The following is a 25,436-nucleotide window of genomic DNA, read 5'->3' as shown; positions in this document are numbered from 1 at the left end:
CGAACCGAACAGGAACGGCCGGGATTGGCGGGGTGCCGCGAACGCGGACAGGGACAGGATCAAGAACGGAGGCTCCGGAAAATCAGGAAAGGCGAAGGACGGAACGGCGGTGCAAGCCGGTGGATTGCCGGTTCCAGGCCATGGACGCATAAGCAGGATATGGAATTCGATCCCGCCCTGCAAAGCCCCGCCCATCCCAGGGTTTCGATTCCGGCCGAGTTGCCGGTAAGCGCGATCCTGCCCGATCTGTGCGCCAGCCTGATGGAAACCCCTTCGGCCGTGCTGGTGGCCCCGCCCGGCGCGGGCAAGACCACCACCGTGCCGCTGGCGCTGCTGGATGCCCCCTGGCGCGACGACGGGCGGATCGTGATGCTGGAGCCGCGCCGGCTAGCCGCCCGTGCGGCGGCACAGCGCATGGCGGCGCTGATCGGCGAGGAAGCCGGTGGCCTCGTGGGCTACCGCACGCGGCTGGAATCCGCCGTTTCGGACCGCACGCGGATCGAGGTGGTGACCGAGGGGCTGATGGTGCGGCGCCTGCTGTCCGACCCGACGCTGGACGGCGTGGCCTGCGTGATTCTGGACGAAATCCACGAACGCTCGCTGGATGCCGACGCGGCGCTCGCCTTCTGCCTGGATACCCAGCGCAGCCTGCGGCCGGACCTGCGGCTGGTGGCGATGTCGGCCACCATGGACGGCGCCGCCCTGTCCGCGCTGATGGGCGCCAATCTGATCGAAAGCGCCGGCCGGGCCTTTCCGGTCACGATCCATCACGCACCGCGCGACATCACCCATCTGCGCGACCTGCCCGATGCCATGGCACGCGCCATTCGCGCCGCGCTGGCCGAGCATGAGGGCGATATCCTGGCCTTCCTGCCCGGTGTGGGGGAGATCCGCCGCACCCAGACCGCGCTGGCGGGGGCGCCGGCCGAGATCCTGCCCCTGTATGGCGAGATGCCGCCGGGCGAGCAGGACCGCGTGCTGCGTCCCCGGCCGGGGACCGCACGACGGGTGATCCTGGCGACTTCGATCGCCGAGACCTCGCTGACCGTACCGGGCGTGCAGGTGGTGGTGGATGGCGGATGGCGGCGCAGCCCGCGCCTGGACCCCGGCACCGGCCTGACGCGGCTGGACACGGTGCGCATCTCGCGCGCCGCCGCCACCCAGCGCGCCGGCCGCGCGGGGCGCGAGGCGCCGGGGGTAGGAATCCGTCTGTGGAGCGAGGCCACCGGGCGCGGCATGGCCCCGCATGACCGGCCGGAGATTCTGGACGCCGAGCTGACCGGCCTGCGACTGGACACCGCCGCGTGGCAGGCCGCCATGGGCACGCCGCCCGAGCAGTTGCCCCTGCCCGATGCCCCGCCCAATGGGGCGTTCGAGGCCGCACGCACCCTGCTGGCCGCGCTGGGGGCAATGGATGAGGATGCGCGCGTCACCCCGGAAGGCGAACGGATGGCCGCACTGGGCGCGCATCCGCGTCTGGCGGCGATGATGCTGTCGGCGCGCGATGCGAGCGAGGCCGCGCTGGCCGCCGATCTGGCCGCGTTGCTGGAAGAGCGCGACCCGTTGCGCGCCCGCCCCGCGCCGGGCGGCAGAGGGGGCGCCCCCGCCGTGCCGCCCGCCGATATCGCCCTGCGGCTGGACCTGATCGCCGGCGGCGACCATGCGGATGCCGATCGCGGCGCGCTGGTGCGCATCCGTCAGGCGGCCAACCAGTATCGCCGGCGGCTGGGGTTGCGCGGTACCGTCGCCGCCCAGGGCGACGCGGCGGCGCTGCTGGCCGCCGCCTTCCCCGACCGTATCGCCCAGCGACGGGGGGAGGCCGGCAGTTTCCGCCTGTCTGGCGGCGGCGGGGCGAAGCTGGGGCGTGCGGACAAGCTGGCGGATGCCGGCCTGCTGGCGGTGGCCACGCTGCATGTGCGCACGGCGGCGGAAATCCGGCTGGCCGCGAAGCTGGACCCGGACAATCTGCCCGAGACCATCCGCCGCCGCGCCACCGAGCAGGTGGAAACGACGCTGGACCCGGTGACCGGATCGGTGCTGGCGCGGCGCCGCCTGCGGCTGGGGGCGCTGGTGCTACGCGACCGCACGGTGACGGCGGCGGCCGACGAGGTGGCGGACCTGCTGCTGCGTCAGGCGGCCGACCGGCTGGACACCACGCTGGGCTGGACGCCGGCCGCCCGGCAGTTCCAGGCCCGCGTGATGCTGGCGCGCGCCCTGCCGGGCCATGAGGATCTGCCCGATCTGTCGGACACAGCACTGGCGGCGGAAGCGGCAAGCTGGCTGGCGCCGTGGCTGGGCGGACTGAGCCGCCTGTCGGAGGTCGCGGCGCTGGATGTGCTGACGATGCTGCGGGCGCGACTGGACCATCCGCGCCTGACCTGGCTGGACCGGGCCTTGCCCACGGCGCTGGACCTACCCGGCGGGCGGGTGCCGATCGACTATACCCAGCCGGTGCCGACGGCCTCGGCGCGGGCGCAGACCTTCTACGGGCTGCGCGCGACGCCGCGCCTGGCCGACGGGCAGGTGAAATTGCAGATCGCGCTGCTGTCGCCGGCCGGACGGCCGCAGGCCATCACGGCCGACCTTGCGGGTTTCTGGACCGGCGGCTGGGCGGACATGCGCCGCGACATGCGCGGCCGCTACCCACGGCACGACTGGCCCGAGAACCCGGCCGAGGCCGCCCCATCGACCGGATCGCGACGGCCTGCACGGACATGACGGCGAGGTCATCCTGAGGTAACGTGGCGATGTTGCAACGCGCCGACCATGCGCCCTGACCAGGATTCCCAGCCCATGCGGCGGACGGCAAGCCGGCCCTTCCTTCTCGCCCCGCCCGCATTCGCCGCCGCGCTGGTGCTGTGCCCGTCATGGGCCGCACCCGCACGGGCCGACGATACGGCGCTGTTCGCGCCACCGGTACCGGCGATCGTGACCTCCGGGCCGCTGACCTTCGCGCCGCTGGTGCGCAAGGTGGTGCCGGCGGTCGTCAACATCGCCGTGACGCAGGACGCGGATAATCCGGGCAAGCATCAGCCGGTGCCGCCGGGCGTGAAGGGCACGCCCTTCGAACACCGGTTCCGCGACCGGATGCGCTCGCGCGGCGAGGAAATGCTGGGGGCCGGATCGGGCTTCATCATCGACCCGAGCGGCGTGATCGTGACCAATACCCATGTGGTGGGCGAGGCCGACCGCATCACCGTCTCGCTTTCCGACGGCACGGAATACCCGGCCCGGCTGGTGGGCAGCGACGACCTGACCGATATCGCGGTCATCACCATCCAGGCGCCGCATCCGCTGCCATTCGTCACCTGGGGCGACAGCCGGCAGGTGAATGTGGGCGACTGGGTGATGGCGGCGGGCAATCCGTTCGGGCTGGGCTCCTCGGTTACGGCGGGCATCGTTTCGGCGCGCGGGCGCGATATCGGGGCCAGCCCGTTCGACGATTTCCTGCAACTCGACGCCCCGATCAATCCCGGCAATTCGGGGGGGCCGTCCTTCAATCTCGGCGGGCAGGTGGTGGCGCTGAATACCGCCATCGTTTCGCCAACAGGCGGCTCGGTCGGCATCGGCTTCGGCATTCCCTCGGAAATCGTAGCCCCCATCGTCGCCGAACTGCGTCGCAGCGGACATATCGATCGCGGCTGGCTGGGCGTGACTCTGGCCGATGGCGAGGGCCATGCCGGCGTGCGCATCACCGATATCGACCGGGGCGGCCCGGCGGCGAAGGCGAAGCTGCGGACCGGCGATATCGTGCTGACCGTGGGCGAGGAACCGGTGGACAGCGCCCGCACCCTGATCCGCGCGGTGGCGGCGGAACGGCCCGGATCGACCGTGCAGGTCCGCATCCTCCGACACGGTACCGAACTGACGGTGCCCGTGATTGTCGCCCATCGCCCGGCAGACATGGACGACTAGCAACCTCCGTCGCACTGGCCAGCCCCCCGCAGGGCGGGTAAGGTCTTCGTTTGGTGCGGAGAAGCATGCTTCGACCGTGCCGATGCGAAGCCAGAGCGGAGCGGGACCGACATGCATATCCTGGTCGTCGAGGATGATCCGACCGTACGCAATTTCGTCGCCAAGGGCCTGCGCGAGGCCGGGCACCTGGTCGAGCCGGTGGATAACGGCAAGGACGGGCTGTTCCTGGCGGTCAGCGAGAATTTCGACCTGATCATCCTGGACCGCATGCTGCCGGGCGGCATCGACGGGCTGCGGCTGCTGGAGACGATCCGCGCCCAGAACAACACCACCCCGGTCCTGCTGCTGTCGGCACTGGCCGATGTGGACGACCGTGTGCAGGGCCTGAAGGCGGGCGGCGACGATTACGTGACCAAGCCCTTCGCCTTCAGCGAATTGCTGGCGCGGGTCGAGGCGCTGTCGCGGCGCGGCCGCAACGAGAACGCGCCCCAGACGCGCCTGAACGTGGCGGACCTGGAAATCGACCTGCTGTCGCGCAGCGTACGGCGCAACGGCCAGCGGATCGACCTCCAGCCGCGCGAATTCAGGCTGCTGGAATATCTGATGCGCCATGCCGGCCAGGTCGTGACCCGCACCATGCTGCTGGAAGGCGTGTGGGACTATCATTTCGACCCGCAGACCAACGTGATCGACGTCCATGTCTCGCGCCTGCGCCAGAAGGTGGACAAGCCCTTCGATTCGCCGCTGATCCATACCATCCGCAACGCCGGCTACATGCTGCGCGCGGACTGAGGCAGGACAAGGCACATGTATATCAACGCCCCGCACCGCCCCCCCCCGCCCGGAGAACCGCCGCACGCGCCGGATCGCTCCGGTCCGGGACCGGCGGACGCTAGGGGCGGGGTCGCGCGACCCGTCATGTCGTCTACTGGGCAGACATTTCCGGGCGACGGAGAACGGCGGCGGCGCTTCCGGCTGCCACGTTCGGCGGGCCTGCGCTTCTCGCTGGGCTACGGGCTGCTGTTTGCCCTGTCGTCGATCCTGTTCATGTCGTTCATCTGGTGGGGCACCATCGGCTTTCTGGAACGGCAGGTGGAAACCGCGATCAATGCCGACGCCCGGGCCCTGAGCCAGCGCTGGACCGAAGGCGGCCTGCCGACGCTGGCGCTGACGATCGACGACCGGCTGGAACAGAATCTGGATGACGACGCGATCTACCTGATGGTGGACCCGACAGGCCACCGCTTGGCCGGGAACCTGTCGGAATGGCCGGCCCAGGTGGTGCGCAACGACCGGTGGTATTCGCTGGAGGTCACGCGTGCGGGCATGCGTGACACCGCGCAGATCCATGCCTTCAACCTGCCCGGCGGCTTTCGCCTGCTGGTGGGGCGCGATATCCGCGCCCGCGCGGTGCTGCGCAGGTTGCTGACGGACTCGCTGCTGTGGGCGTGGATGATGGTCACGCTGCTGGCGATCAGCGGTGCCGCGCTGGTACACAGCATGTTCCGGCGCATGATCAAGTCGGTGGCGCAGACGACGCAGGCCATCGCGCATGGCGACCTGTCACGCCGCATGCCGCTGGTCGGCAATGGCGACGAGCTGGACCAGGTAGCCGAGGCGATCAACGAGATGCTGGACCGCATCGTGCGCCTGATGGACGGCGTGCGGCAGGTTTCCAACGCCATCGCCCATGACCTGCGCACGCCCATTACCCGTGCCCGCACCCAGCTTGAGGATGCCGCCCTGCACGCCCGCGACACCGGGGAGTTGCGCACGGCCGTGGAACGCGCGGTGGGCGACCTGGACAATGTCACTTCGGTGTTCGAGGCCCTGCTGCGCATCGCGCAGATCGAGGCCGGGTCCCGCCGGTCGGCCTTCGCGCCGTTCGACCTGGTGCCGCTGCTGGCCGATATCGGCGACCTGTACGAAGCCGTGGCCGAAGAGCGCCAGATCCATCTGGTGTTGCGCCTGCCACCCAGCGTGCCCTTTTACGGCGACCGGGCGATGATGCAGCAGGCGGTGGCCAACCTGCTGGACAATGCCATCAAATTCTCCCCTGAAGGCGGCACCGTGACCCTGGCTGCCGCCCTGGGCCCTGCCCTGCCCGGCCTGGCCCTGGCCACGCCGACCCGCGATGTGGTCTCGATCGCCGTCACAGACGAAGGGATCGGCATGAACGAAGCCGACCTTGCCCGCGCCTCGGAACGGTTCTTCCGCGCCGAAGCCGCGCGCAACACGCCCGGCGCCGGGCTGGGCCTGTCGCTGGTGCAGGCGATCGTGCAGTTGCATGGCGGCACGCTGCGCCTGTATCCGCGCCAGCCGGGGCTGGCGGTACGGATGGTGATGCCGGTGCCGCGCGAAGCCCCGCGGGCCGGCCGACTGCCCCGGCGAAACGCCGCCCCAACCCCGGCTCCGGCTCGGGTAACGGAGACTTCACGATCGCCCCATGAGGGTGACACATGACGAACCCTAGGCTCGATTTCATGAATTCACAGCCCCTTGCGATCACGGCGCTGGCGGTCATGAGCCTCTGCCTGTGCGGCCAGGCTCCCCCACCGGACATGGAAGCCTCAATGACAGCAGGTGACCATGAGGCGGCGCAGCCCAGCCATCCGGTCGTCGTCACCAGTGACAGCCGCGCCTTCTGCAACCGACTGGCCGCCGCCATCGACGCCTATGGACCGCCCCTGCGGCACGATGTCGACGATCTGCGCGCCCAGGGCACGCATCTGTGTCAGGAAGGGAAAGTCCGTTCGGGAATCGTTCAACTGCGCCGCGCCCTGATGGCGCTGAAGGAAGATACGCATTCATGACCGCGTTCCGTTGCCTTGCTCTTGGGGCCTGCGCCCTGACCGCCGCGACCCTCGTGCCGCTCGCCGCCTCCGCCCAGGACATGCCGCCCGACCAGGGGCCGGGCATGCCGGAAATGCTCCCCCGCCACGCCCCGGCCGGCACCGCGCTGACCCTGTCGGGCACCGGCACCGTCCATGCCGCGCCCGACCAGCTGACGGCCACCCTGTTCGCCGAGGCCAGCGCCGCCAGCGCCGCCGCGGCCCAGGCGCATGTGAATACCCTGGCCAACACGGCCATCGACGCCGGCAAGGCCGGCAACTTCACGACCGTGACCGAGAATTATTCGGCCGATCATAACGACGGCGGCAAAGCCCCGGCCTGGACGGCCCGCCAGACCATCCGCCTGACGGGCGCCGACGGCGCGGCACTGCTGACGCTGGTCGGCCAGCTTCAGGCCAAGGGGCTGGCCCTCAGCGGCCTCGACTGGTCGCTGTCGGCCGACCTGCGCCAGAGCCTGATGCGCCAGGCCGAGGCCGCCGCCCTGACCGATGCGCGGCAGCGGGCCGAAGCGGCCGCCAAAGTGCTGGGGCTGAAAGTCGCCTCGATCCGCTCGATCTCGCTCTCCGACCGGGGCATGCCGCGCCCGATGCCGATGATGATGATGGCCCGCGCCGCTTCGGCGCCCGTGGCGCCCGGCGCGCCGGCCGAACAGCAGGATGTCTCGGCCAGCGCGTCGGCCACATTCGTGCTGACGCCGTGAGGGGGGCGTTCTGACCCGGATCTTCATAGACGCCGACGCTTGCCCCGTCCGCGACGAGACCTACCGCGTGGCGCTGCGCCATGGGCTGCACACGTACGTGGTGTCGAACCGGATGATCGCGATTCCGTCCTCTCCCCTGATCGAGCGGGTGGTGGTGACCCAGGGGATGGATGTCGCCGATGACTGGATCGCCGAGCAGGCCGGCGCGCAGGATATCGTGATCTCGGCCGATATTCCGCTGGCGGCGCGATGCGTGGCGAGCGGGGCCTGCGTGCTGGACCCGCGCGGCCGGGTGCTGGACGCGGACGCGATCGGCATGGCGCTGGCCATGCGCAACCTGATGGAGGATCTGCGCTCCACCGGGGCGATCATGCAAGGCGGGCGCGGTTTTACCCGTGCCGATCGCTCGACCTTCCTCTCGGCGCTGGATACCGCAGTGGTCCGGGCCAGGAAGGGCGGCGCGGCTACCGTGCGGCCCCAATGGAGACTGCCGCCGGACGCCGACACGCCATAAAAAAAGCCCGGACGAGCCGTCCGGGCTTTTTTCTGCTCAGAGTGCCGTCCCGCTCAGCGGGGCGAGAGCACCATGATCATCTGGCGGTTTTCGAGCTTGGGCATCTGCTCGACCTTCGCCTGTTCGTCCATTTCGGTGCGGATACGCTCCAGCACCTTGATGCCGAGGTCCTGGTGGGCCATCTCGCGACCACGGAAACGCAGCGTCACCTTGACCTTGTCGCCCTCGCCGATGAACGACTTCATGGCGCGCATCTTCACCTGATAGTCGTTCTCATCGATGTTCGGCCGGACCTTGACCTCCTTGATCTCGATGACCTTCTGCTTCTTGCGGGCCTCGTTCCGCTTCTTCTGCTGCTCGTACTTGAACTTGCCGTAGTCGAGGATCTTGGCGACCGGCGGTTCGGCGTTCGGGCTGATTTCCAGCAGATCGAGGCCAACGGCATAAGCCCGTGCCAGGGCATCGCGCGTGGGCATGACGCCGAGCATCTCGCCCTCCGCGTCGATCAGACGCACCTGCGGAACGCGGATTTCCTCATTGACACGGGGGCCCTCGCGGTTAGGCGGAGTGGGCATCGGAGGTCTGGCTATGGTCGGCTCCTGTATTTGTCTTCATGTCCGGGGCATTCTGTCGCCCGAGCCCACCAGGACCGGCGCGTTCGCCTGTCGCGCCCGCGTCTGTGGGATGAAGCGTGGCCGCATCCCGCGCCCTGGGCGGTTTCCATCCCCAGGGCCTGTTCCAGCTATAGGGCCGGAACGGCGCGATGGCTTTCCGGACTGGCCGTTATTGACCCAAACAGGCTATCCAGATCAAGCATTCTCGTCGCATGACCGTTCGATTCAGCCATGCACCGGCAGCAGATGCCTCGCTGTTGCCCCCTGAATGCAGCAGGTCATGGCCCCGCCGAGACAGGAAACGATGCTGCGATGGCGATCCGCAGGGCACGAAATGCCGGCCGGATCGCCACTAGCACCGCGCATTCATGCCCCGGTCACGCCCGAAAGCCTGATTGGAAATGGGGGCTGGTGAGCGAGAGCGGCCCGAAGGGCCGCGCCCGTCGTGGGTTTCCGAGCACCGAAGCGGAGCGGCCTTATGGGCCGTGAGCATCGGAGCGCAGGAAACGCGCGCCGGATCGCCACCAGCGCGCATTTACAATCAGGCTTTGCGGCGCAGGTCGGGGGGGAGGGCTTCCTCCGCCAGGCTTTCCACCGCCGCGTCCAGCGACAGGACCTCCTGGGCCGCGCCGCCGAGGCGGCGCATGGCCACCGTGCCTTCTTCGGCCTCCTTGCGACCCACGACCAGGATCACCGGCACCCGCGCCAGGCTGTGCTCGCGGATCTTGGCGTTGATCTTGTCGCTGCGCGTATCGGTCTCGACCGTCAGGCCCGCCGCGCGCAGTTCGGCGGCGACCTGATCGGCATAGGGCGCGGCATCGGTGACGATCGAGGCTACCACCACCTGCACCGGCGCCAGCCACAGCGGGAACCGGCCGGCATATTGCTCGATCAGGATACCCAGGAAGCGTTCGAACGAACCCAGGATGGCCCGGTGCAGCATCACCGGGCGATGGCGGGCGCTGTCCTCGCCGACATAGCTGGCGTCCAGCCGTTCGGGCAGCACGTAATCGACCTGCAAGGTGCCGCACTGCCAGTCGCGGCCGATGGCATCGCGCAGCACGAACTCCAGCTTCGGACCGTAGAAGGCGCCCTCGCCGGGGTTGTATTCATACTCCACGCCGGCCAGGCGACAGGCCTCGATCAACGCGCCCTCGGCCTTGTCCCAGGTCTCGTCGGTGCCGGCCCGCTGCTCCGGACGGTCGGCGAACTTCACGCGGAAGCTCTCGAAGCCCAGATCGGCATAGACTTCGGCCAGCATGCGCACGAAGCGCGCGGTCTCGGCGGCGATCTGGTCGTCGGTGCAGAAGATGTGCGCGTCGTCCTGCGTGAAGGAGCGCACGCGCATGATGCCGTGCAGCGCGCCCGAGGGCTCGTAGCGGTGGCAGGCGCCGAATTCGGCCATGCGCAGCGGCAGTTCGCGATACGAGCGCAGGCCGTGGCGGAAGATCTGCACGTGGCACGGGCAGTTCATCGGCTTGAGGGCGAGGGTCTTGTCCTCGTCCTCCACCGTCGCGATGAACATGTGCTCGCGATATTTATCCCAGTGGCCCGAAGCCTCCCACAGCGCGCGGTCGACGAGTTGCGGGGTGCGGACTTCCTCATACCCGCCACGGATCTGGGCGCGGCGCATATAGTCCTGCAACGCGGTGTAGATCCGCCAGCCCTTCGCGTGCCAGAAGATCGAGCCCACGGCCTCTTCCTGGATATGGAACAGGTCCATCTCACGGCCGATGCGGCGATGGTCGCGGCGCTCGGCTTCCTCCAGCCGGTGCAGGTGGGCGTCCAGTTCCTTCTGGTCGCGCCAGGCGGTGCCGTAGATGCGGGTCAGCATCGGGTTGCGGTGGTCGCCGCGCCAATAGGCGCCGGCCACTTTCATCAGCTTGAAGGCGGTGCCGATATCGCCGGTGCCGCGCATATGCGGGCCCCGGCACAGATCCAGCCACTCGCCCTGGCGGTAGATCGAGATCGTCTCGCTCTCCGGCAGGTCGCGGATCAGTTCGGCCTTGAAGCGCTCGCCCTTGTTCTCGAAGAAGCGGATCGCCTCTTCACGCGGCCATTCCTCGCGCGCGAAAGGGGCGTTGGCCGCGATGATCTCGCGCATGCGGGCCTCGATGGCCGCGAAATCCTCCGGCGAGAAGGGCTCGTTGCGATAGAAATCGTAATAGAAGCCATTTTCGATCGACGGGCCGATCGTGACCTGGGTGCCCGGCCACAGCGACTGCACCGCCTCGGCCAGCACATGGGCGGCGTCGTGGCGGATCATCTCCAGGGCCGCATCGTCCTTGCGGGTGATGAAGCGCACCGAGGCGTCGTGCGCGATTTCGCGCGACAGGTCCAATTCCTTGCCGTCGACCACCATCGCCAGCGCGGCACGGGCCAGGCCGGGCCCGATGGACGCCGCCACCGTCGTCCCCGTCACCGGCCCGTCGAAATGGCGAACGGATCCGTCAGGCAGGGTGATGGCAGGCATGATGTCGATGCTCCGATAAACAGGAAGAGCCTGTAATGGCGTCAGGCGACCGAGGCCGCAACCCTCTCCACACCCAGAAGCGCCAGATCGTCAACCCGCAGCACCCGTACCTGCCCCGGCGCGCGGCCCTGCGGCGCCGTACGCGCCGGGTCGCTGTCGCGCGAGAACAGTACGGTGCAGGGGCAGCCCATGGCGGCGGCCAGATGCATCGGCCCGGTATCGTTGCCCACCGCCAGCGTCGCGCGGCCGGCCAGCCCGGCCAGTTCAGGCAGGCTGGTGCGGCCGGTCAGGTCCACCGCCTCAGGGCAGGCGGCGCGGATGATCGCCGCCAGATCGGCTTCGCCCGCCGTGCCGACAATGACCGGCGTCAGCCCGCGTGCCGCCAGCAGGCGGGCCAGTGCGCCGAACCGTTCGGCGGGCCAGCGCTTGGCGGGCCGGTGCGGCGCAGCCCCCGGCACCAGCAAGGCATATGGCCCCGGTACCATCGGGCCTCCATCGGCGAGCCAGGACAGGTCGGGATCTGGCACATCATCAATGCCGGCCCGGCGCAACTGGTCGCGCTGGCGGGCGCGGGTGTGCATGAAATCGCGCTGCGGGTTGTCATGCGGCCAGCAGGCCCCCGTCGCGATGCCCGACCAGCGCGGGCGTCCAGCCAGCCGGAAATAGCGCGAGGACCGGCCGGAGGTCTGGAGGTCGTACACCGCGTCGAATCCCGCCATCTGCCGACGCAGGCGCATCAGGCCGCGCAGGTCCCGCCAGGCGGGCCGGGAATCCACCACCACGTGGTCGAACCACGGGGCTGTCTCCATCAGCGCCGCGAAGGGCGCTGTTGTCATGAGCGTGATGTAGGCATCGGGATAGCGGGCGCGAATGGCCGCAAAAGGCGCGAAGGCCAGGACGAGGTCGCCCAGCGCCCCAAGCTTGATCACGAGAACGCGCTTCATCGGCTCTGGATAGTCCAGAACGCCCCGGATGCAAACAGCACCGGGTGCACCCTGTGCACCAAGACCTGAGGAAGAGAATAATCAGGAAAAACAGGTATAGCCCGGTGCCGCCCCTGGACTCCGACACAGGTCGGTCACAGGCAGGGCGGCACCGGGAAAAGGGACGGCAGCTATCGCTCGCCCTTCTTCATGAAGGTTTCCGTGTCTTCTTGATTCTTCTTGTTCTTCTGTCTTCTTGGAGGCGCTTCGGCCCCTTGACCATCTCTATACCCAAGCCCGATCCGGATGTCGATGTTACACGATCACATATCACGTAATCGTGATAAATTGCGCCAAGGCCTGGCCGCCGGCCGATGCGCGGCCGGTCCATTCATGCTAGACAGGTATCCATGGACATGCCTGTCGCCCGCCCTGTCATCCTTCAGGTTCTGCCCGCGCTCGATGCCGGCGGAATCGAACAGGGCACGATCGACATGGCACAGGCGATCACGCAGGCCGGGGGCGTGGCACTGGCGGCCTGCGCGGGCGGCCGCATGCTGCCGCGCCTGACCTATGGTGGCAGCATCCATGTTCCTCTGGACCTACGGGCCAAAAATCCGGTTTCGATCCTGCTGAACGCCCGCCGGCTGGCGCAGGAAATCCGCGCCCGCGGCGTGCATCTGGTGCATGCGCGTTCGCGCGCGCCGGGCTGGTCGGCGGCGCTGGCCTGCCGGCTGACCGGCGTGCCGCTGGTGACCACCTGGCACGGCGTCTATCGCGAGAACATACCGGGCAAGCGGCGCTATAACGCCGTCATGGCCTCCGGCCAGCGGGTGATCGCCATCAGCGCCTTCATCGCCCGGCGCCTGACCCGCGATTATCGGGTGGGGCCGGACCGATTGCGCGTGATCCCGCGCGGTGCCGATACGGCGCGTTTCGACCCTGCCGTAGTACGTGGCCCCCGCATCCAGGCACTGGCCGATCAATGGGGGCTGCCCGAAGATGCCGCGATCATCATGCTGCCGGGGCGCCTCACCCGCTGGAAGGGTCAGGCCCTGCTGCTGGATGCGTTGACGCGGCTGGAGGCCCAGGGCGGCGGCGGCGATCGCCCCTGGGTCTGCGTCTTCGTCGGCCCCGGCCGGCGGCGCGACCGGTTCGGCGACAGCCTGAAACAGATGGCGCAGGCCCATCCGGCCCTGCGCGGGCGGGTGTTCTTCGCCGGCCACTGCACCGACATGCCGGCGGCGCTGGCGATGGCGGACGTGGTGGTCGTGCCCTCGCTGGAGCCGGAGCCGTTCGGCCGAGTGGTGGTCGAGGCCCAGGCCATGGGCCGCCCGGTCGTGGTGACGGCACACGGCGCGGCGATGGAAACCGTGGCGGACGGGCAGACCGGCCTTCTGGTCCCCCCCGGCGACCCCGACGCGCTGGCGGCGGCGATCGGCACCCTGCTGCGCCTGACGCCCGACGAAGCCATGGCCCTGGGCGCCACCGCCCGCGCCCATGTGCTGGCCCACTACACGACCGAAGCCATGCAGCGGGCGACGCTGGCGGTCTATGACGAAATCCTGGGGTCCAGCCTGGCCGACTGGTTCGCCTGGCAGAATGCCCAGCCCGCCGGAGACACGCTTCAGGACCCGGCCCCTTTACAGGAAGCGATCCTTCATACCGATGTCCAATGATTCGTTCCGCACCACCCCGCCGCGCAAGCCCCCCACGCCGCGTCTGGTTTTATGGGCCCAGAGTGCCGCCCTGTTCTGCTTCGGTGCCAGCATCCTGCTGGAATTCGGCCAGGCGCAATGGCACTGGCCGCTGTTTGGCCGGGGATGGCCCATCCTGGGGCTGGATATCGCCGGCGCGCTGCTGATGGCGGCGTCGCTGGTTCTTCTGCGGACGAGCCGCAACCGCTGATCTTTCCGCTCTTTCCGCATACGGGCTATTGTCATGACCGACTCCCCTCCCCCCCTGACCAAGGTCCAGAAGGCCGAGATCGCGCGGCAGGAGCGCCTGGCGCGCGAGGCCGCGGCCCTGCGGGCCAACCTGCGCCGCCGCAAGCAGCAATCCCGCGCCCGCGCCGACAGCACCGGCGACGAGACGACGCCCACCCCCGCCGCCGGGACCACGGACAGCGGGAGTTGATTGCGATCAGGCCCGGCCTTCGCTAGTGGTCTGCGCAGAGACGAGAAGACATTCGCCCCACGCGACGCAAGGGACCGCACATGCCCATTATGCCCGATAGCTGGATTCGACGCATGGCCCAGGAGGGCGGGATGATCGAACCCTTCGTGGAACAGCAGAAGCGCGAGGGCGTGATCTCCTACGGCCTGTCGTCCTACGGCTACGACGCGCGGGTGGCCGAGGAATTCAAGATCTTCACCGATGTCGATAACGCTCTTGTCGACCCCAAAGATTTCGCGTCCAACAGCTTCGTCACCCGCACGGGGCCGACCTGCATCATCCCGCCCAACAGCTTCGCGCTGGCGCACACGGTCGAATATTTCCGTATTCCGCGCGATACGCTGGTGGTCTGCCTGGGCAAGTCGACCTACGCCCGCTGCGGCATCATCGTGAACGTCACGCCGCTGGAGCCCGAATGGGAAGGCCAGGTGACGATCGAGATCAGCAACACCACCCCGCTGCCTGCGCGCATCTACGCCAATGAAGGCATCTGCCAGTTCCTGTTCTTCCAGGGCGCGTCGCCCTGCGAGGTCAGCTATGCCGACCGCGCGGGCAAATATATGGGCCAGCGCGGCGTCGCCACCCCCCGAATGTAGGACACCCGCCATGGACCGTTTCATCATTCACGGCGGCCACCGGCTGCGCGGCGACATCGTCATCGGCGGCGCCAAGAACGCGGCGCTGAAGCTGCTGGTCGCGGGCCTGCTGACGTCGGAGCGGCTGGTGCTGCGCAACGTACCGCGCATCGCCGACATCACGACCATGCGCCGCCTGCTGGAACAGCACGGCGTCACGGTCGAGGACATCGAAGGCGACGGCGGCACGCTGGCAATCGGCGGCAACATCACCAACACGGTCGCGCCCTACGACATCGTGTCGCAGATGCGCGCCTCGATCCTGGTGCTGGGCCCGCTGCTGGCCCGCTGCGGTGAGGCCCGTGTATCCCTGCCCGGCGGCTGCGCCATCGGCACCCGCCCGGTGGACATGCACCTGAAGGGGCTGGAGGCGCTGGGTGCCGAGATCTCGCTGGAAGGCGGCTACATCAACGCGCGCGCCCCGCGCGGGCTGGTCGGCGATCGCATCGTCCTGCCCTTCGCCTCGGTCGGTGCCACCGAGAACCTGCTGATGGCGTCCTGCCTGGCGCGCGGGCGTACCGAGATCATCAACGCGGCACGCGAACCGGAAATCGCCGACCTCGTAGCCTGCCTCAACAGCATGGGCGCGCGCATCACCGGCTCGGGCTCCGGCACGCTGACGATCGAAGGCGTCGAAGCCCTGCACGGCACCACGCACAGCGTGATGCCCGACCGTATCGAATGCGGCACCTATGCCTGCGCTGCCGCCATCACCGGCGGCGAACTGCGCCTGATCGGTGGCCGCGCCGACCATCTGGGTGCCGTGGTCCGCACGCTGGAGGAAGCCGGCGTCGAAGTGTTCCAGGAGGACGACGCCCTGCGCGTCCGCCGTACCGGGGCGCTGCGCGGCGTGGACATCATGACCGAGCCCTATCCCGGCTTCCCCACCGACATGCAGGCCCAGTTCATGGCGATGCTGTCGGTCGCCGAAGGAGCCTCGATGGTCACGGAGACCATCTTCGAAAACCGCTTCATGCATGTGCCGGAACTCAACCGCATGGGCGCACGCATCAATGTTCATGGGTCTTCGGCCATCATCCGTGGCGTGCATTCGCTGTCGGGGGCGCCCGTCATGGCGACCGACCTGCGGGCCTCCTTCTCGCTGATCCTGGCCGGGCTGGCGGCGCATGGCGAAACCATCCTGAGCCGGGTCTATCACCTCGATCGCGGATATGAGGCGGTGGAACGGAAGCTGGCACAATGCGGGGCGCAGATTGAGCGGGTGAAGGATTAAGCGGCCTTTACCCCACGCACGTGACGGTGCGTGTTTGCGGTACGAGGTCCCCTGAACCAACCGGTTTCCATGCTCCTGTTCAGGAAGGCGCCGTTCCCGACGCATGAACCCGTCGTCAGGATTCGTCGCCGGTATCTCGCTGACGTGCCGATGGCAGCGGGTAGGTGATCGAAGGACCCGCCGCCACGACCGCCGCCGGCGTCAGACCTGCCGGCGTTGCATCGGTCATGGACAGAATGTGCAAGACCTTCAGGCCATCGGCGAGAAGGTAGTCGGTGACGATCCGCCGATGGCAGCGCCACCAGAGAATTTCGGCGCACATGATGGCCACCGTGGCCTGCCTGCCCATGTCGATCAGGGTTTCGAGGCCGCCGTGAAAGTCTTCGCCGAGCGCATGATCGGCGTAATTGTGAAAACTCTGGACGCGCCAGAACGCATTGACTTCAGGCGGCACCGTCTTAGAACGCGGGCGGCGGCCGCCGAGCGGGGGAATATGCGCATAGCCGATGCCCTGCGCTGCAAGCTCGGGTAACAGGCGCGCGCCGTCATAGTCACGATTGCGCCGGGAATAGGGGAAGGCCCTGATATCCGCGACCATGGTCACGCCGTAATGACGCAGGAGGGCGATGAAATCCTCCAGCGGATGCGTCGAGTGCCCGATCGTGTAAAATGAAGCCGGTGCCCGGTTTTCGGAATTCCCTTCCTTCGTCATGACAGAGGTGGACTTTCTCATGCGCGCACGGACATTCGGGATCGGCGAGATCGTGTCATGGAACTCGGAAGCCGGCCATGTCAGCGGACGGATCACGGCCGTGCATACCGCCCCGTTCCTCGTCAACGGCTATCAGCATCACGCGACTTCACAGGAGCCGCAATATGAAATCGAAAGCCTGAAAACAGGGCATATCGCGTTTCACAAGGGTGCCGCCCTGGTCAGGATGGAATAGGCGCCGGAAGCCGACATCACTCTTCATCGGGGCTCTTCATCAGGTAGGGGTGCAAATCCTCCGGCCTGCTTTGGTCCGGTCGAGACCGGCAACTCGGCATCGGTGTCGCAGCCGGGATCGTATAAGCGCCCCCTTCGTGGCCCCGCCGCCCCCTGACGACCGCCGGGCGGGTAGCCCTTCCTGTCGGGGGCCGGAATGTGTTAGGTCGCAGCGTTCCTGGCGCCTGGATGCGGCCCTGGCGGCCCAACCGCCACCGCAGGGGGCGCACGCCTGCAGCCGGAGTTCGCATGACCGCCACAGTTCGGGACACGACGACCCAGGACACGAAGCTGGTCCTCGCCCTGCCCAAGGGCCGCATCCTGAAGGCCGCGGCCCCGCTGCTGGCCGGCGCGGGCATCCTGCCGGCCCCCGATTGCCTGGACGAAGGCAGCCGCCGCCTGCGTTTCCCCACCGACGATCCGACGCTGGACGTGGTGCGCGTGCGCTCGTTCGATGTCGCGACCTTCGTGGCCTTCGGCGGGGCGCAACTGGGCATCTGCGGTGCCGACGTGCTGATGGAATTCGATTATCCCGAAATCTACGCGCCGCTGGACCTGCGCATCGGCGCCTGTCGCATTTCCGTCGCCCGCCCCAAGGGCCAGGGCGAGGGCGACAACCCTGCCCGCTGGTCGCGCGTGCGGGTGGCCACCAAATATCCGGCCATCACCCGCCGCCATTTCGCGGCGCGCGGCATCAATGCCGATATCGTGCATCTGCATGGCGCGATGGAACTGGCCCCGGTGCTGGACCTGTCGCACCTGATCGTCGATCTGGTCGATACCGGGTCCACCCTGCGCGCCAACGGGCTGGAGGAAACCGAGACGATCGCCACCGTCACCAGCCGGCTGATCGTCAATCGCACGGCGCTGAAGACCCAGCCGGAACGGATCGGCGCGCTGATCGCGCGCTTCCGCCAGGCACTGGCCACGCCCACCACCGCCGAGACCCTGCCCGCATGAAACGCCTCGACAGCACACAGCCCGATTTCCGCGCCAGTTTCACCCGCCTGCTGGCCGACCGCGAGGGCGACACCGCCCGCGTCGACGCCCCTGTCACGGAGATCCTGGCCAGGGTGCGGGCCGACGGCGATACGGCCCTGTGCGCCTATACCGAGCGGTTCGACCGCATGGCGATCACGCCCGACCGGCTGCGGGTGACCGAGGCCGAGATCGAGGCGGCCTGTGCCCAGGTCCCGCCCGACCTGCTGGGTGCGCTGGACGTGGCCGCAACACGGATCGAATCCTTCCATCGCGCCCAGTTACCCGCCGACCTGCGCTATACCGATGCCGATGGGGTTGAACTGGGCATGCGCTGGACGCCGCTGGACGCGGTGGGGCTGTATGTGCCCGGCGGCACGGCGGCCTATCCCTCCTCGGTGCTGATGAATGCGGTGCCGGCGCGGGTGGCAGGCGTCGAGCGGCTGGCCATGTGCGTGCCGACGCCCGACGGCGTGCTGAACCCGCTGGTGTTGGCCGCCGCCCGCCGGGCCGGCGTCAGTGAAATCTATCGGGTCGGCGGGGCGCAGGCCGTGGGGGCACTGGCCTACGGCACCGCCACCATCCAGCCGGTAGATCGCGTGGTCGGGCCCGGCAATGCCTATGTGGCCGAGGCCAAGCGCCAGGTCTTCGGCCGAGTGGGCATCGACAGCATCGCCGGCCCGTCCGAGGTGGTGGTGGTGGCCGATGCGGGCGCCGATGCGCGTATCGTGGCGCTGGACCTGCTGGCACAGGCCGAGCATGACGCGCTGGCCCAGTCGATCCTGATCACCGCCGACGCCGCGCTGGCCGACCGGGTGGCGGCGGCGGTCGAGGCCGAACTGCGCACCCTGCCGCGCGCCGCCATCGCCGGGGCAAGCTGGGCGACGCATGGTGCCATCATCCTTGTGCGCGATCTGGACGAGGCGGCGTCGCTGATCAACGAGATCGCACCCGAGCATCTGGAACTGCTGCTGGCCGAGCCCGAGGCACTGTTCGCGCGCGTGCGCCATGCCGGCGCGGTGTTCCTGGGCTACCAGTGCGCCGAGGCGATCGGCGATTACGTGGGCGGCCCCAACCATGTGCTGCCCACCAGCCGGACGGCGCGTTTCGCGTCCGGCCTGTCGGTGTTCGACTTCCTCAAGCGCACCACGTTCATCGGTGCGGGGCCGGATGCGCTGCTGCGGATCGGCCCGTCGGCAGTGGCCCTGGCACGGGCCGAAGGGCTGGACGCGCACGCCCTGAGCGTGTCGGCCCGGCTGGACGCGCAACGCTCGGACACGGACAAAGCTTGACCGCGGCCCCGACAGACCGCACATATCCGCCTGCATTTCATCCGCCCGGCCGCTGGACCGCCCCGATAGGGCAGTCCAGCGACCATGCCTGCTTCCTTATTTCCGGCCCGACGCCGGCCAACCAGCACGATCGAAGGATACAATGTCGAAAGAAGACATGATCGAATTCAGCGGTACGGTCACCGAACTGCTGCCCAATGCCATGTTCCGCGTGAAGCTCGATAACGAGCACATGATCCTGGCCCACACCAGCGGCAAGATGCGCAAGAACCGCATCCGCGTGCTGGCCGGCGACCGGGTGAACGTCGAAATGACCCCGTACGATCTCTCCAAGGGTCGCATCACGTTCCGCTTCAAGTAAGGCACAATCCTGTGTCCGACAGTGCCACGGAACCAGGGCTGATCCTGGCTTCCGCCTCGCCTCGCCGGCGCGACCTGCTGGCGCAGATCGGACTGGTGCCCCGGCGGATCGTCGCCGCCGACCTCGACGAACAGCCCCACGCTGGCGAATTGCCCCGTCCCTACGCCGAACGTCTGGCGCGGGAAAAGGCGGCGCATGTCGCGGCGATGCTCGACGAACCCGCCCTGGTGCTGGGCGCCGATACGGTGGTCGCGCTGGGCCGGCGCATCCTGCCCAAAGCCGAGGACCGCGATACGGCGCGACGCTGCCTCTCCCTGCTGTCCGGCCGGCGCCACAGCGTGCTGACCGCCATCGCCCTGCGCCCGACCGCCGCGTGGGCCGAAGGACGGGCCAGCGAACGCACGGTCGTCAGCACCGTCACCTTCGCCCGGCTGACGGACCAGCAGATCGAGGCGCTGCTCGATGCCGGCGACTGGGAGGGCAAGGCCGGAGGCTATGCCCTGCAAGGCCATGCGGCGTCGCATATCCGCTTCGTATCGGGCTCGCCTTCCGCCGTGATCGGCCTGCCGCTGTTCGAGGTCGCGCAGTTGCTGCGCGGCCAGAAGGGGGCCTGGCTGCCGTGACGGCGCGGATCCTCGCCGCCAGCGCGCCGGGCGAGATCCGCATCGCGGTCACCGACGGCGCCGGCCTGCGCGACTATGCCCTGTGGCGACCGGGCTGGCCCGACGGCGTGGGCGACCTGCATCGCGGCCGCGCCGGCGCACGGCTGACGGCCATGGGCGGCACTTTCATCGACCTTGCCGACGGCACGTCCGGCTTCCTGCCCGACTCGGCAGCCCCCGGCCCGCTGGCCGAGGGCGACCCGGTACTGGTACGGATCGTACGCGCCCCGCAGGACGGCAAGGGCGCGCGCCTGACCGCCACCGGCCTCTCCCTGCCAGAAGGCCAAAGCCTCGCCGGCCCGCCCACTTTGCTGGCACGCGGCCCGACGCCGCTGGAAGCTCTGGCCACCGCGTGGCCCGACGCGCCGATCCTCATCGACGATGCCGCCCTGGCGGCCCGCCTGCCCGCCGGGCTTCGCCCACGGATGCAGCGCGAACGCCATGCCTTCGACGCCGAGACCGAGGCCGCCTGCGCGGCGCTGGCCGAACCCTCAATCGTGCTGCCGGGAGGCATGCGGGCCACCATCACGCCCACCCCGGCGCTGGTTGCCATCGACATGGATGGCGGCACCGCCAGCAGCGACCGGCGCACCAAGCAGACGGCGCAGTTCGCCGCCAATCGCGACGCCCTGCCGGCCCTGCTGCACCAGATCCGCCTGCGCAACCTTTCCGGCGCGATCGTGATCGACGTCGCAGGGCTGGCCATCCGCAAGCGCCCGGCCCTGCATGAGACGATCGAGGCCGCTCTGGCACGGGACCCTCTGCGCCCGCGCTTCCTCGGCTTCAGCGCCCTTGGCCTGGCCGAAATCATGCGCCCGCGCATCCGCCCGCCGCTGCATGCGTTGCTTGCCGACGCGCCGGGCCGGATGCTGCGAATGCTCGATACCTGGTCGCGCCAGGTCACCGGCCAGCCGGGCAGGGCACCCGGCCTGCGCGTGGGCGCCGATCTGGCCCGCGCGCTGGACCACGATCCCGGTGCCGTCGCCGATGCGGCCCAACTGTCCGGGCACCAGCCCGCCTGGCGGCTGGACCCGTCCCTGTCCCCTCTGAGCTGGACGCTCGACCATGGCTGATCCCAACATTCCGGCTTCGATGCCCGCACGCCTGCCCCCCTGCCCGATCTGCGGCCGGCCGGGTGAGACGGCATTTCGCCCTTTCTGCTCAAAGCGATGCAGCGACATCGACCTGGGCCGCTGGTTCACGGAAAGCTACCGCGTGCCCGACCAGAACGGCGGCGGACAAAACTTCGACGAAAACGATCCGAGACGGGTTGATCCCGACGAAGAGGTGGGATAGATCACACCCCCACGGCGGCACGATCCCGATCGCACCGCCCGCGCCGGTCACGGCCCGGTGCCCAAGTAGCTCAGTTGGTAGAGCATGCGACTGAAAATCGCAGTGTCGGTGGTTCGATTCCGCCCTTGGGCACCATTTCCATAAAATCATAATATAATCAGAGTATTATAGCTTCAGGTCCTCTGTCGCACGCGGCGCATCCATGGCGGCACGGTATGCTCTGCGCATGAAAGAACGGATCGCAGGGGCATCCTTCTACGTGCCGCGTCGTTGTTTCTGCCTTACGGCGAAACAAGGAGCAGAGGCCCATGATCGCGCTATCCGATATTCACGCCGGCATGTCCGTCGTCGGTGCCGATGGCCATCCGGTTGGCAAAGTTCGCAGCGTGGAGGGCGCAACGCGCCTGCTGCTAGAAGACACGCCGACAGACGGGGACACGCATTATCTGCCCACAAGCCATATCGTTAAAATCACCGATCAGGTGCATCTCGATTGCCCGGCGGCAACCGCATGCACGCTCTTCGATCAGGATCTTCCGGCCGGCGAGAACACGACCTGAGAGCCGGCGATCCCTCGGCACCATACCATATCATGGCATCTGGTGCGGCTATGCCCGGCCAGGGAGCGTACGAAACGTGCGTTCCCTATTTTCCGTCTTCGATGTCTTTCATCGTCCGTTCGAATTCGGCATCCGCTTCCTGAGCGTCGCGGCTACCTTTCGGGCTTTCCTCGGTCGCGGCCTTGTCGTCGATCCACAACCACAGGCCGAACAGGACTGCGGAGACCATCGCACCGATCCCAAACAAAAACATGCATTTCTCCTTCATGGGCCTGTCCTGGGGTAAAGGACGGACCACCGCGCAGCCGGTCAAGAGGATTTCACTGAGCAGGATCACGACTGGCGTCTCCAGCCCCCCTTCGCGGCGCGGAATACATCGCCTCGTATCCGGGCCGATCCCGGCTTTTTCCACCGTTATCCCAGAAAAAAGCAGAGACCGCCCACACCGCCCCCTTCGGGTTACCAGACGTTTTGCAGATATGATCGTGATATGCATATCTCACGCGGCACTTGAAACCACGTATCACCGCGGTTCCGGACCACGATTGCTTTTTTGCAGTCCTTTGTACCGCAGAAGCATTCCATGATGTGTCTCTGGTCCTGAGAAGAGGCATCGAGCGGACAGGCGCGGTGCAGGTCGGGTGCTCCACCTGCGTGGCCCGGGCTTGATTGCCAGACGGTCCAGCATATACAACGCACCAGACGCATATATTAGTACATACGACTATCCATCGTTATATCACCCTATGACGATCACCTCTCTCTTTCCTCGTCTCGATCAGGGGCTTCCGATGATCTCTGTCCTATCCCAGCCCCGCCGCGCCTTCCTTGGTCTGCTGGCGACGGCACCATTGCTGCGGGTTGCCCGCGCCGCCGAGCAGAAGACCCTGCGGATCGGCATCATGTCCGGCGAGGACGAGGATATCTGGCGCCTGATCGCCACCCATGCCGCGCAGGCGGGGCTGACGCTGAAGATCGTGACCTTTTCGGACTACAACGCGCCCGACGAGGCGCTGGCGGAACATGAACTGGATGCCAATGCCTTCCAGCACGGTCCGTTTCTGGAAGCCCAGAAGGCAGCACACGGCTATGGCATCGTGCCGGTGGGCAATACCTATTTCTCCCCGATCGGGCTGTATTCCACCCGCTGGCCGTCGGTGGCGGCCCTGCCGAAGGGGGCCGTGATCGGCGTGCCGAACGACCCCAGCAACGAAGGCCGGGCCCTGCGCCTGCTGGAGGCGCTGGGACTGATCAAGCTGGCGCCCTCGGCCGGCCTGCTGCCCACGGCGCTGGATATCACCGACAATCCGCGCGACCTGTCGGTAAAGGAATTGGATGCCGGGATCGTCGGCCGCACTCTGCCCGACCTGGATGCCGCCATCGTCAACACGAACTGGGCGTTCAAATCGGGCATCCAGATCGACAAGCAGCGGATCGGACAGGAAGCCCTGGCCAACAATCCATATGTCAATTTCGTCGCCGTCAATGAAGCGGACGCCAGGGCCCCCTGGGTCGCACCACTGATGAATGCCATCCGCCAGCCGGACGTGCGGCAAGCCGTTGTGGACATCTATCATGGCGCGATCGTCCCAGCATGGTGACCACCCTTCTGCAGGTCGAGCATGCCAGCCGCCACTTCGGCGGCCAGACGGCGCTGGATGACGTCTCGTTTCAGGTCCGTCCCGGCGAGATCCTGGGCATTATCGGCCGGTCGGGTGCGGGCAAAAGCACGTTGCTGCGGTGCCTGAACGGGCTGGAGCGGCCCGATAGCGGGCGCATCCTGATCGAAGACCGCGACATCACGACGCTGCCGGAACGCGAACTGGTGCAGGTGCGGCGGCGGATCGGGCTGGTGTTCCAGCATTTCAACCTGCTGAACGCCCGCACCGTCGCCGGCAATATCGAACTGCCGCTACAGATCGCCGGCATGCCGCGGGACAAACGCCGCGCGCGCCGGCGAATTGCTGGAACTGGTCGGATTGACCGGGCATGCGAACAAGCGCCCCAGCCAGTTATCGGGCGGCCAGAAACAGCGCGTGGGCATTGCCCGGGCACTGGCGGCCCACCCGGCCCTGCTGCTGTGTGACGAGGCCACGTCGGCGCTGGACCCGGAAACCACGCTCTCCATCCTCGACTTGCTGCGCGACATCAACCGGCGGCTGGGGCTGACGATCATCCTGATCACGCATGAGATGGATGTGATCCGCCGGATCGCGCAGCGCATTCTGGTCATGGATCATGGCCGCGTGGTCGAGGACGCCGAGACGGCGCAGGTCCTGCGTGGCGGGGCACGACACGACGTGACGCGGGCCTTTCTGCACGGCGAAGCGACACCGTTGCCCGAAAGCCTGCTGGCGCAACTGCGCCCGGAAGTTTTTGCCGGCGCGGCTCCTGTCGTCCGACTGATGCTCGACACCGAAGCGACGGCCGCGCCCGTGCTGTCGATCCTGGCCCGCCACCACGGTATCGACGCCACGATCATGCAGGCCGGAATGATTGAAGGCAGCGCACAGATGCAGGCGGAATGCGTCGTACGCCTGTCGGGACAGGATGAGGCGGCCATGGATTTTCTGCGCCAGGCCAGCCCGTCGATGGAGGTAGTGGGCTATGTCCCGGCTGATTCTTGATCTCATCGCGCATGCGACGATCGAGACCATGGAAATGGTGCTGGCGTCCGGCCTGATCGCGGTGATCGGCGGGTTGCCGCTGGCCATCCTGCTGATCGCGACCACGCCCGGCGGCATTCTGCCGCTGCCTGCGTTCTCGCGCGTGCTCGGGCTGGTGATCGATGCCGCGCGCGCGGTGCCGTTCATGATCCTGCTGGTTCTGCTGATTCCGGTCACGCGGCTGATCGCCGGGACGGCATTGGGCACCGGCGCGGCCATCGTACCGCTGTCCATCGCCGCCGTGCCGTATTTCGCGCGGATCGCGGAAGTATCACTGCGCGAGGTCGATCATAACCTGGTCGATGCCGTGCGGGCGATGGGCGGGACCCGCTGGATGGTCATCCGCTTCGTGCTGCTGCCCGAGGCGCTGCCGGGCCTGATTTCGGGCGTGACCGTCACGCTCGTCACACTGGTCGGGGCATCGGCCATGGCAGGGGTCATCGGGGCCGGCGGGCTGGGGGACCTTGCCATCCGCTACGGGTATCAGCGCTTCAACACGACAATCATGCTGTCGGTCGTCGCCGTGCTGATCGCCCTGGTCACGCTCATGCAGGCCATCGGCAACGGACTGGCGCGCCGGTTGCGCTGACGCGCCTTCAG

Annotated in this window: 29 protein-coding genes and 1 tRNA gene; 25 read left to right on the top strand and 5 right to left on the bottom strand. The window is 68.0% G+C overall.

Translation table 11 applies throughout. The annotated features are described in order from the left end of the window. Positions 1-159 precede the first annotated feature (159 nt). The 7 genes from hrpB to C7453_RS02015 all read left to right on the top strand — a co-directional run bounded on the left by hrpB (position 160) and on the right by C7453_RS02015 (position 7,982). The gene (gene hrpB, locus C7453_RS02045) at positions 160-2,718 is read left to right on the top strand and encodes an ATP-dependent helicase HrpB (RefSeq protein WP_114725538.1); all 2,559 of its coding nucleotides are present in this window, start codon (positions 160-162) and stop codon (positions 2,716-2,718) included. Positions 2,719-2,793: 75 nt separating this feature from the next. Then, positions 2,794-3,915, top strand: a complete 1,122-nt coding sequence (locus tag C7453_RS02040) for a S1C family serine protease (protein ID WP_174787932.1) — start codon at positions 2,794-2,796, stop codon at positions 3,913-3,915. Between the two features lie 111 nt (positions 3,916-4,026). Then, positions 4,027-4,707: a winged helix-turn-helix domain-containing protein gene (locus C7453_RS02035; RefSeq protein ID WP_114725534.1), complete on the top strand. Its 681-nt coding sequence runs from the start codon at positions 4,027-4,029 to the stop codon at positions 4,705-4,707. Between the two features lie 126 nt (positions 4,708-4,833). After that, complete coding sequence (locus C7453_RS02030) at positions 4,834-6,378, top strand: sensor histidine kinase (protein ID WP_114725532.1); 1,545 nt, start codon at positions 4,834-4,836, stop codon at positions 6,376-6,378. A gap of 20 nt (positions 6,379-6,398) precedes the next feature. Beyond that, positions 6,399-6,728 carry a hypothetical protein gene (locus C7453_RS02025; RefSeq protein ID WP_114726011.1) on the top strand — a complete coding sequence of 110 codons (330 nt, stop codon included), beginning with the start codon at positions 6,399-6,401 and terminating at the stop codon, positions 6,726-6,728. Further along, positions 6,725-7,468: an SIMPL domain-containing protein gene (locus C7453_RS02020; RefSeq protein WP_114725530.1), complete on the top strand. Its 744-nt coding sequence runs from the start codon at positions 6,725-6,727 to the stop codon at positions 7,466-7,468. Before C7453_RS02025 ends, C7453_RS02020 begins: the two co-directional genes overlap by 4 nt. Positions 7,469-7,478: 10 nt before the next feature. Beyond that, positions 7,479-7,982, top strand: coding sequence for a YaiI/YqxD family protein (locus C7453_RS02015; protein ID WP_114725528.1), 504 nt, complete (start codon positions 7,479-7,481; stop codon positions 7,980-7,982). A 53-nt stretch (positions 7,983-8,035) separates the two neighbouring features. Here C7453_RS02015 and infC read toward each other — a convergent pair whose 3' ends face one another. The 3 genes from infC to C7453_RS02000 form a co-directional block, all read right to left on the bottom strand. Next, positions 8,036-8,557, bottom strand: coding sequence for a translation initiation factor IF-3 (gene infC / locus C7453_RS02010; RefSeq protein ID WP_114725527.1), 522 nt, complete (start codon positions 8,555-8,557; stop codon positions 8,036-8,038). A 580-nt stretch (positions 8,558-9,137) separates the two neighbouring features. Further along, on the bottom strand, positions 9,138-11,069 hold the full coding sequence (gene thrS, locus C7453_RS02005) for a threonine--tRNA ligase (protein ID WP_114725525.1): 1,932 nt from the start codon (positions 11,067-11,069) through the stop codon (positions 9,138-9,140). A gap of 41 nt (positions 11,070-11,110) precedes the next feature. Beyond that, a complete protein-coding gene (locus C7453_RS02000; RefSeq protein ID WP_114725523.1) occupies positions 11,111-12,013 on the bottom strand; it encodes a glycosyltransferase family 9 protein in 903 nt (300 codons plus the stop codon). A 389-nt stretch (positions 12,014-12,402) separates the two neighbouring features. Here C7453_RS02000 and C7453_RS01995 point away from each other — a divergent pair, with 389 nt between their 5' ends. From C7453_RS01995 to murA, 5 genes are all read left to right on the top strand, one after another. Continuing rightward, positions 12,403-13,671, top strand: coding sequence for a glycosyltransferase family 4 protein (locus tag C7453_RS01995; RefSeq protein ID WP_114725521.1), 1,269 nt, complete (start codon positions 12,403-12,405; stop codon positions 13,669-13,671). After that, positions 13,661-13,900 (top strand): hypothetical protein, encoded by a 240-nt coding sequence (locus C7453_RS01990; protein ID WP_114725519.1) that lies wholly within the window; start codon positions 13,661-13,663, stop codon positions 13,898-13,900. Before C7453_RS01995 ends, C7453_RS01990 begins: the two co-directional genes overlap by 11 nt. A 33-nt stretch (positions 13,901-13,933) precedes the next feature. Further along, the gene (locus tag C7453_RS01985; protein ID WP_114725517.1) at positions 13,934-14,128 is read left to right on the top strand and encodes a hypothetical protein; all 195 of its coding nucleotides are present in this window, start codon (positions 13,934-13,936) and stop codon (positions 14,126-14,128) included. Positions 14,129-14,208: 80 nt separating this feature from the next. Further along, positions 14,209-14,763, top strand: coding sequence for a dCTP deaminase (gene dcd, locus C7453_RS01980; protein WP_114725515.1), 555 nt, complete (start codon positions 14,209-14,211; stop codon positions 14,761-14,763). A gap of 10 nt (positions 14,764-14,773) precedes the next feature. Further along, positions 14,774-16,036 carry a UDP-N-acetylglucosamine 1-carboxyvinyltransferase gene (gene murA / locus C7453_RS01975; protein ID WP_114725514.1) on the top strand — a complete coding sequence of 421 codons (1,263 nt, stop codon included), beginning with the start codon at positions 14,774-14,776 and terminating at the stop codon, positions 16,034-16,036. Between the two features lie 115 nt (positions 16,037-16,151). Here the strand turns inward: murA and C7453_RS01970 are convergent, their stop codons facing one another. Beyond that, entirely contained in the window at positions 16,152-16,844 is a 693-nt protein-coding gene (locus tag C7453_RS01970; RefSeq protein ID WP_245948700.1) for a DUF488 domain-containing protein, read from the bottom strand. Between the two features lie 4 nt (positions 16,845-16,848). Between C7453_RS01970 and C7453_RS19225 the strand changes: the two genes are divergently transcribed. From C7453_RS19225 to C7453_RS01925, 9 genes are all read left to right on the top strand, one after another. Then, positions 16,849-16,983 (top strand): hypervirulence associated TUDOR domain-containing protein, encoded by a 135-nt coding sequence (locus tag C7453_RS19225; protein WP_245948698.1) that lies wholly within the window; start codon positions 16,849-16,851, stop codon positions 16,981-16,983. Positions 16,984-17,270: 287 nt separating this feature from the next. Then, entirely contained in the window at positions 17,271-17,981 is a 711-nt protein-coding gene (gene hisG / locus C7453_RS01960) for an ATP phosphoribosyltransferase (RefSeq protein ID WP_114725511.1), read from the top strand. Beyond that, positions 17,978-19,291, top strand: coding sequence for a histidinol dehydrogenase (gene hisD / locus C7453_RS01955; protein WP_114725510.1), 1,314 nt, complete (start codon positions 17,978-17,980; stop codon positions 19,289-19,291). The genes hisG and hisD overlap by 4 nt, the downstream gene beginning before the upstream one ends. A 142-nt stretch (positions 19,292-19,433) precedes the next feature. Then, the gene (infA, locus tag C7453_RS01950; RefSeq protein ID WP_003622234.1) at positions 19,434-19,652 is read left to right on the top strand and encodes a translation initiation factor IF-1; all 219 of its coding nucleotides are present in this window, start codon (positions 19,434-19,436) and stop codon (positions 19,650-19,652) included. Positions 19,653-19,663: 11 nt separating this feature from the next. Then, a complete protein-coding gene (locus C7453_RS01945; RefSeq protein WP_114725509.1) occupies positions 19,664-20,275 on the top strand; it encodes a Maf family protein in 612 nt (203 codons plus the stop codon). Next, positions 20,272-21,387 (top strand): ribonuclease E/G, encoded by a 1,116-nt coding sequence (locus C7453_RS01940; RefSeq protein ID WP_114725508.1) that lies wholly within the window; start codon positions 20,272-20,274, stop codon positions 21,385-21,387. The genes C7453_RS01945 and C7453_RS01940 overlap by 4 nt, the downstream gene beginning before the upstream one ends. Further along, positions 21,380-21,610 carry a DNA gyrase inhibitor YacG gene (locus C7453_RS01935; RefSeq protein ID WP_371858465.1) on the top strand — a complete coding sequence of 77 codons (231 nt, stop codon included), beginning with the start codon at positions 21,380-21,382 and terminating at the stop codon, positions 21,608-21,610. The genes C7453_RS01940 and C7453_RS01935 overlap by 8 nt, the downstream gene beginning before the upstream one ends. Positions 21,611-21,669: 59 nt before the next feature. Continuing rightward, positions 21,670-21,745: transfer RNA gene (locus tag C7453_RS01930), tRNA-Phe, on the top strand. A gap of 173 nt (positions 21,746-21,918) precedes the next feature. Then, positions 21,919-22,170: a DUF2171 domain-containing protein gene (locus C7453_RS01925; protein WP_114725507.1), complete on the top strand. Its 252-nt coding sequence runs from the start codon at positions 21,919-21,921 to the stop codon at positions 22,168-22,170. An 85-nt stretch (positions 22,171-22,255) separates the two neighbouring features. On the opposite strand, the gene C7453_RS01920 is transcribed toward C7453_RS01925, so the two are convergent. Next, positions 22,256-22,582, bottom strand: coding sequence for a hypothetical protein (locus C7453_RS01920; RefSeq protein ID WP_170222014.1), 327 nt, complete (start codon positions 22,580-22,582; stop codon positions 22,256-22,258). Positions 22,583-22,961: 379 nt separating this feature from the next. On the opposite strand from C7453_RS01920, the gene C7453_RS01915 reads away from it, so the two are divergent. Genes C7453_RS01915 through C7453_RS01905 form a run of 4 tightly spaced genes read left to right on the top strand, consistent with a single transcriptional unit; the run spans position 22,962 to position 25,425 of the window. Continuing rightward, a complete protein-coding gene (locus C7453_RS01915) occupies positions 22,962-23,771 on the top strand; it encodes a MetQ/NlpA family ABC transporter substrate-binding protein (RefSeq protein WP_114725505.1) in 810 nt (269 codons plus the stop codon). Next, entirely contained in the window at positions 23,765-24,256 is a 492-nt protein-coding gene (locus C7453_RS19760) for an ATP-binding cassette domain-containing protein (RefSeq protein WP_408871574.1), read from the top strand. Before C7453_RS01915 ends, C7453_RS19760 begins: the two co-directional genes overlap by 7 nt. Next, on the top strand, positions 24,150-24,797 hold the full coding sequence (locus C7453_RS19755; protein WP_408871573.1) for an ATP-binding cassette domain-containing protein: 648 nt from the start codon (positions 24,150-24,152) through the stop codon (positions 24,795-24,797). Before C7453_RS19760 ends, C7453_RS19755 begins: the two co-directional genes overlap by 107 nt. After that, positions 24,778-25,425, top strand: a complete 648-nt coding sequence (locus tag C7453_RS01905; protein WP_114725504.1) for a methionine ABC transporter permease — start codon at positions 24,778-24,780, stop codon at positions 25,423-25,425. The genes C7453_RS19755 and C7453_RS01905 overlap by 20 nt, the downstream gene beginning before the upstream one ends. Positions 25,426-25,436: the final 11 nt, after the last annotated feature.

The organism is Gluconacetobacter liquefaciens (assembly GCF_003350405.1).
Lineage (GTDB): Bacteria > Pseudomonadota > Alphaproteobacteria > Acetobacterales > Acetobacteraceae > Gluconacetobacter > Gluconacetobacter liquefaciens.
Note: the sequence above shows the minus strand (reverse complement) of the source record. Positions and strands in the feature narration are given on the sequence as shown.

What these genes read in the sequence shown, in the direction of transcription:
- hrpB (WP_114725538.1), top strand. Translation starts at nt 160, where the DNA reads ATGGAATTCGATCCCGCCCTGCAAAGCCCCGCCCATCCCAGGGTTTCG.
- C7453_RS02040 (WP_174787932.1), top strand. Translation starts at nt 2,794, where the DNA reads ATGCGGCGGACGGCAAGCCGGCCCTTCCTTCTCGCCCCGCCCGCATTC.
- C7453_RS02035 (WP_114725534.1), top strand. Translation starts at nt 4,027, where the DNA reads ATGCATATCCTGGTCGTCGAGGATGATCCGACCGTACGCAATTTCGTC.
- C7453_RS02030 (WP_114725532.1), top strand. Translation starts at nt 4,834, where the DNA reads ATGTCGTCTACTGGGCAGACATTTCCGGGCGACGGAGAACGGCGGCGG.
- C7453_RS02025 (WP_114726011.1), top strand. Translation starts at nt 6,399, where the DNA reads ATGAATTCACAGCCCCTTGCGATCACGGCGCTGGCGGTCATGAGCCTC.
- C7453_RS02020 (WP_114725530.1), top strand. Translation starts at nt 6,725, where the DNA reads ATGACCGCGTTCCGTTGCCTTGCTCTTGGGGCCTGCGCCCTGACCGCC.
- infC (WP_114725527.1), bottom strand. Translation starts at nt 8,557, where the DNA reads ATGCCCACTCCGCCTAACCGCGAGGGCCCCCGTGTCAATGAGGAAATC.
- thrS (WP_114725525.1), bottom strand. Translation starts at nt 11,069, where the DNA reads ATGCCTGCCATCACCCTGCCTGACGGATCCGTTCGCCATTTCGACGGG.
- C7453_RS02000 (WP_114725523.1), bottom strand. Translation starts at nt 12,013, where the DNA reads ATGAAGCGCGTTCTCGTGATCAAGCTTGGGGCGCTGGGCGACCTCGTC.
- C7453_RS01995 (WP_114725521.1), top strand. Translation starts at nt 12,403, where the DNA reads ATGGACATGCCTGTCGCCCGCCCTGTCATCCTTCAGGTTCTGCCCGCG.
- C7453_RS01990 (WP_114725519.1), top strand. Translation starts at nt 13,661, where the DNA reads ATGTCCAATGATTCGTTCCGCACCACCCCGCCGCGCAAGCCCCCCACG.
- C7453_RS01985 (WP_114725517.1), top strand. Translation starts at nt 13,934, where the DNA reads ATGACCGACTCCCCTCCCCCCCTGACCAAGGTCCAGAAGGCCGAGATC.
- dcd (WP_114725515.1), top strand. Translation starts at nt 14,209, where the DNA reads ATGCCCATTATGCCCGATAGCTGGATTCGACGCATGGCCCAGGAGGGC.
- murA (WP_114725514.1), top strand. Translation starts at nt 14,774, where the DNA reads ATGGACCGTTTCATCATTCACGGCGGCCACCGGCTGCGCGGCGACATC.
- hisG (WP_114725511.1), top strand. Translation starts at nt 17,271, where the DNA reads ATGACCGCCACAGTTCGGGACACGACGACCCAGGACACGAAGCTGGTC.
- hisD (WP_114725510.1), top strand. Translation starts at nt 17,978, where the DNA reads ATGAAACGCCTCGACAGCACACAGCCCGATTTCCGCGCCAGTTTCACC.
- infA (WP_003622234.1), top strand. Translation starts at nt 19,434, where the DNA reads ATGTCGAAAGAAGACATGATCGAATTCAGCGGTACGGTCACCGAACTG.
- C7453_RS01935 (WP_371858465.1), top strand. Translation starts at nt 21,380, where the DNA reads ATGGCTGATCCCAACATTCCGGCTTCGATGCCCGCACGCCTGCCCCCC.
- C7453_RS01925 (WP_114725507.1), top strand. Translation starts at nt 21,919, where the DNA reads ATGATCGCGCTATCCGATATTCACGCCGGCATGTCCGTCGTCGGTGCC.
- C7453_RS01915 (WP_114725505.1), top strand. Translation starts at nt 22,962, where the DNA reads ATGATCTCTGTCCTATCCCAGCCCCGCCGCGCCTTCCTTGGTCTGCTG.
- C7453_RS19760 (WP_408871574.1), top strand. Translation starts at nt 23,765, where the DNA reads ATGGTGACCACCCTTCTGCAGGTCGAGCATGCCAGCCGCCACTTCGGC.
- C7453_RS01905 (WP_114725504.1), top strand. Translation starts at nt 24,778, where the DNA reads ATGTCCCGGCTGATTCTTGATCTCATCGCGCATGCGACGATCGAGACC.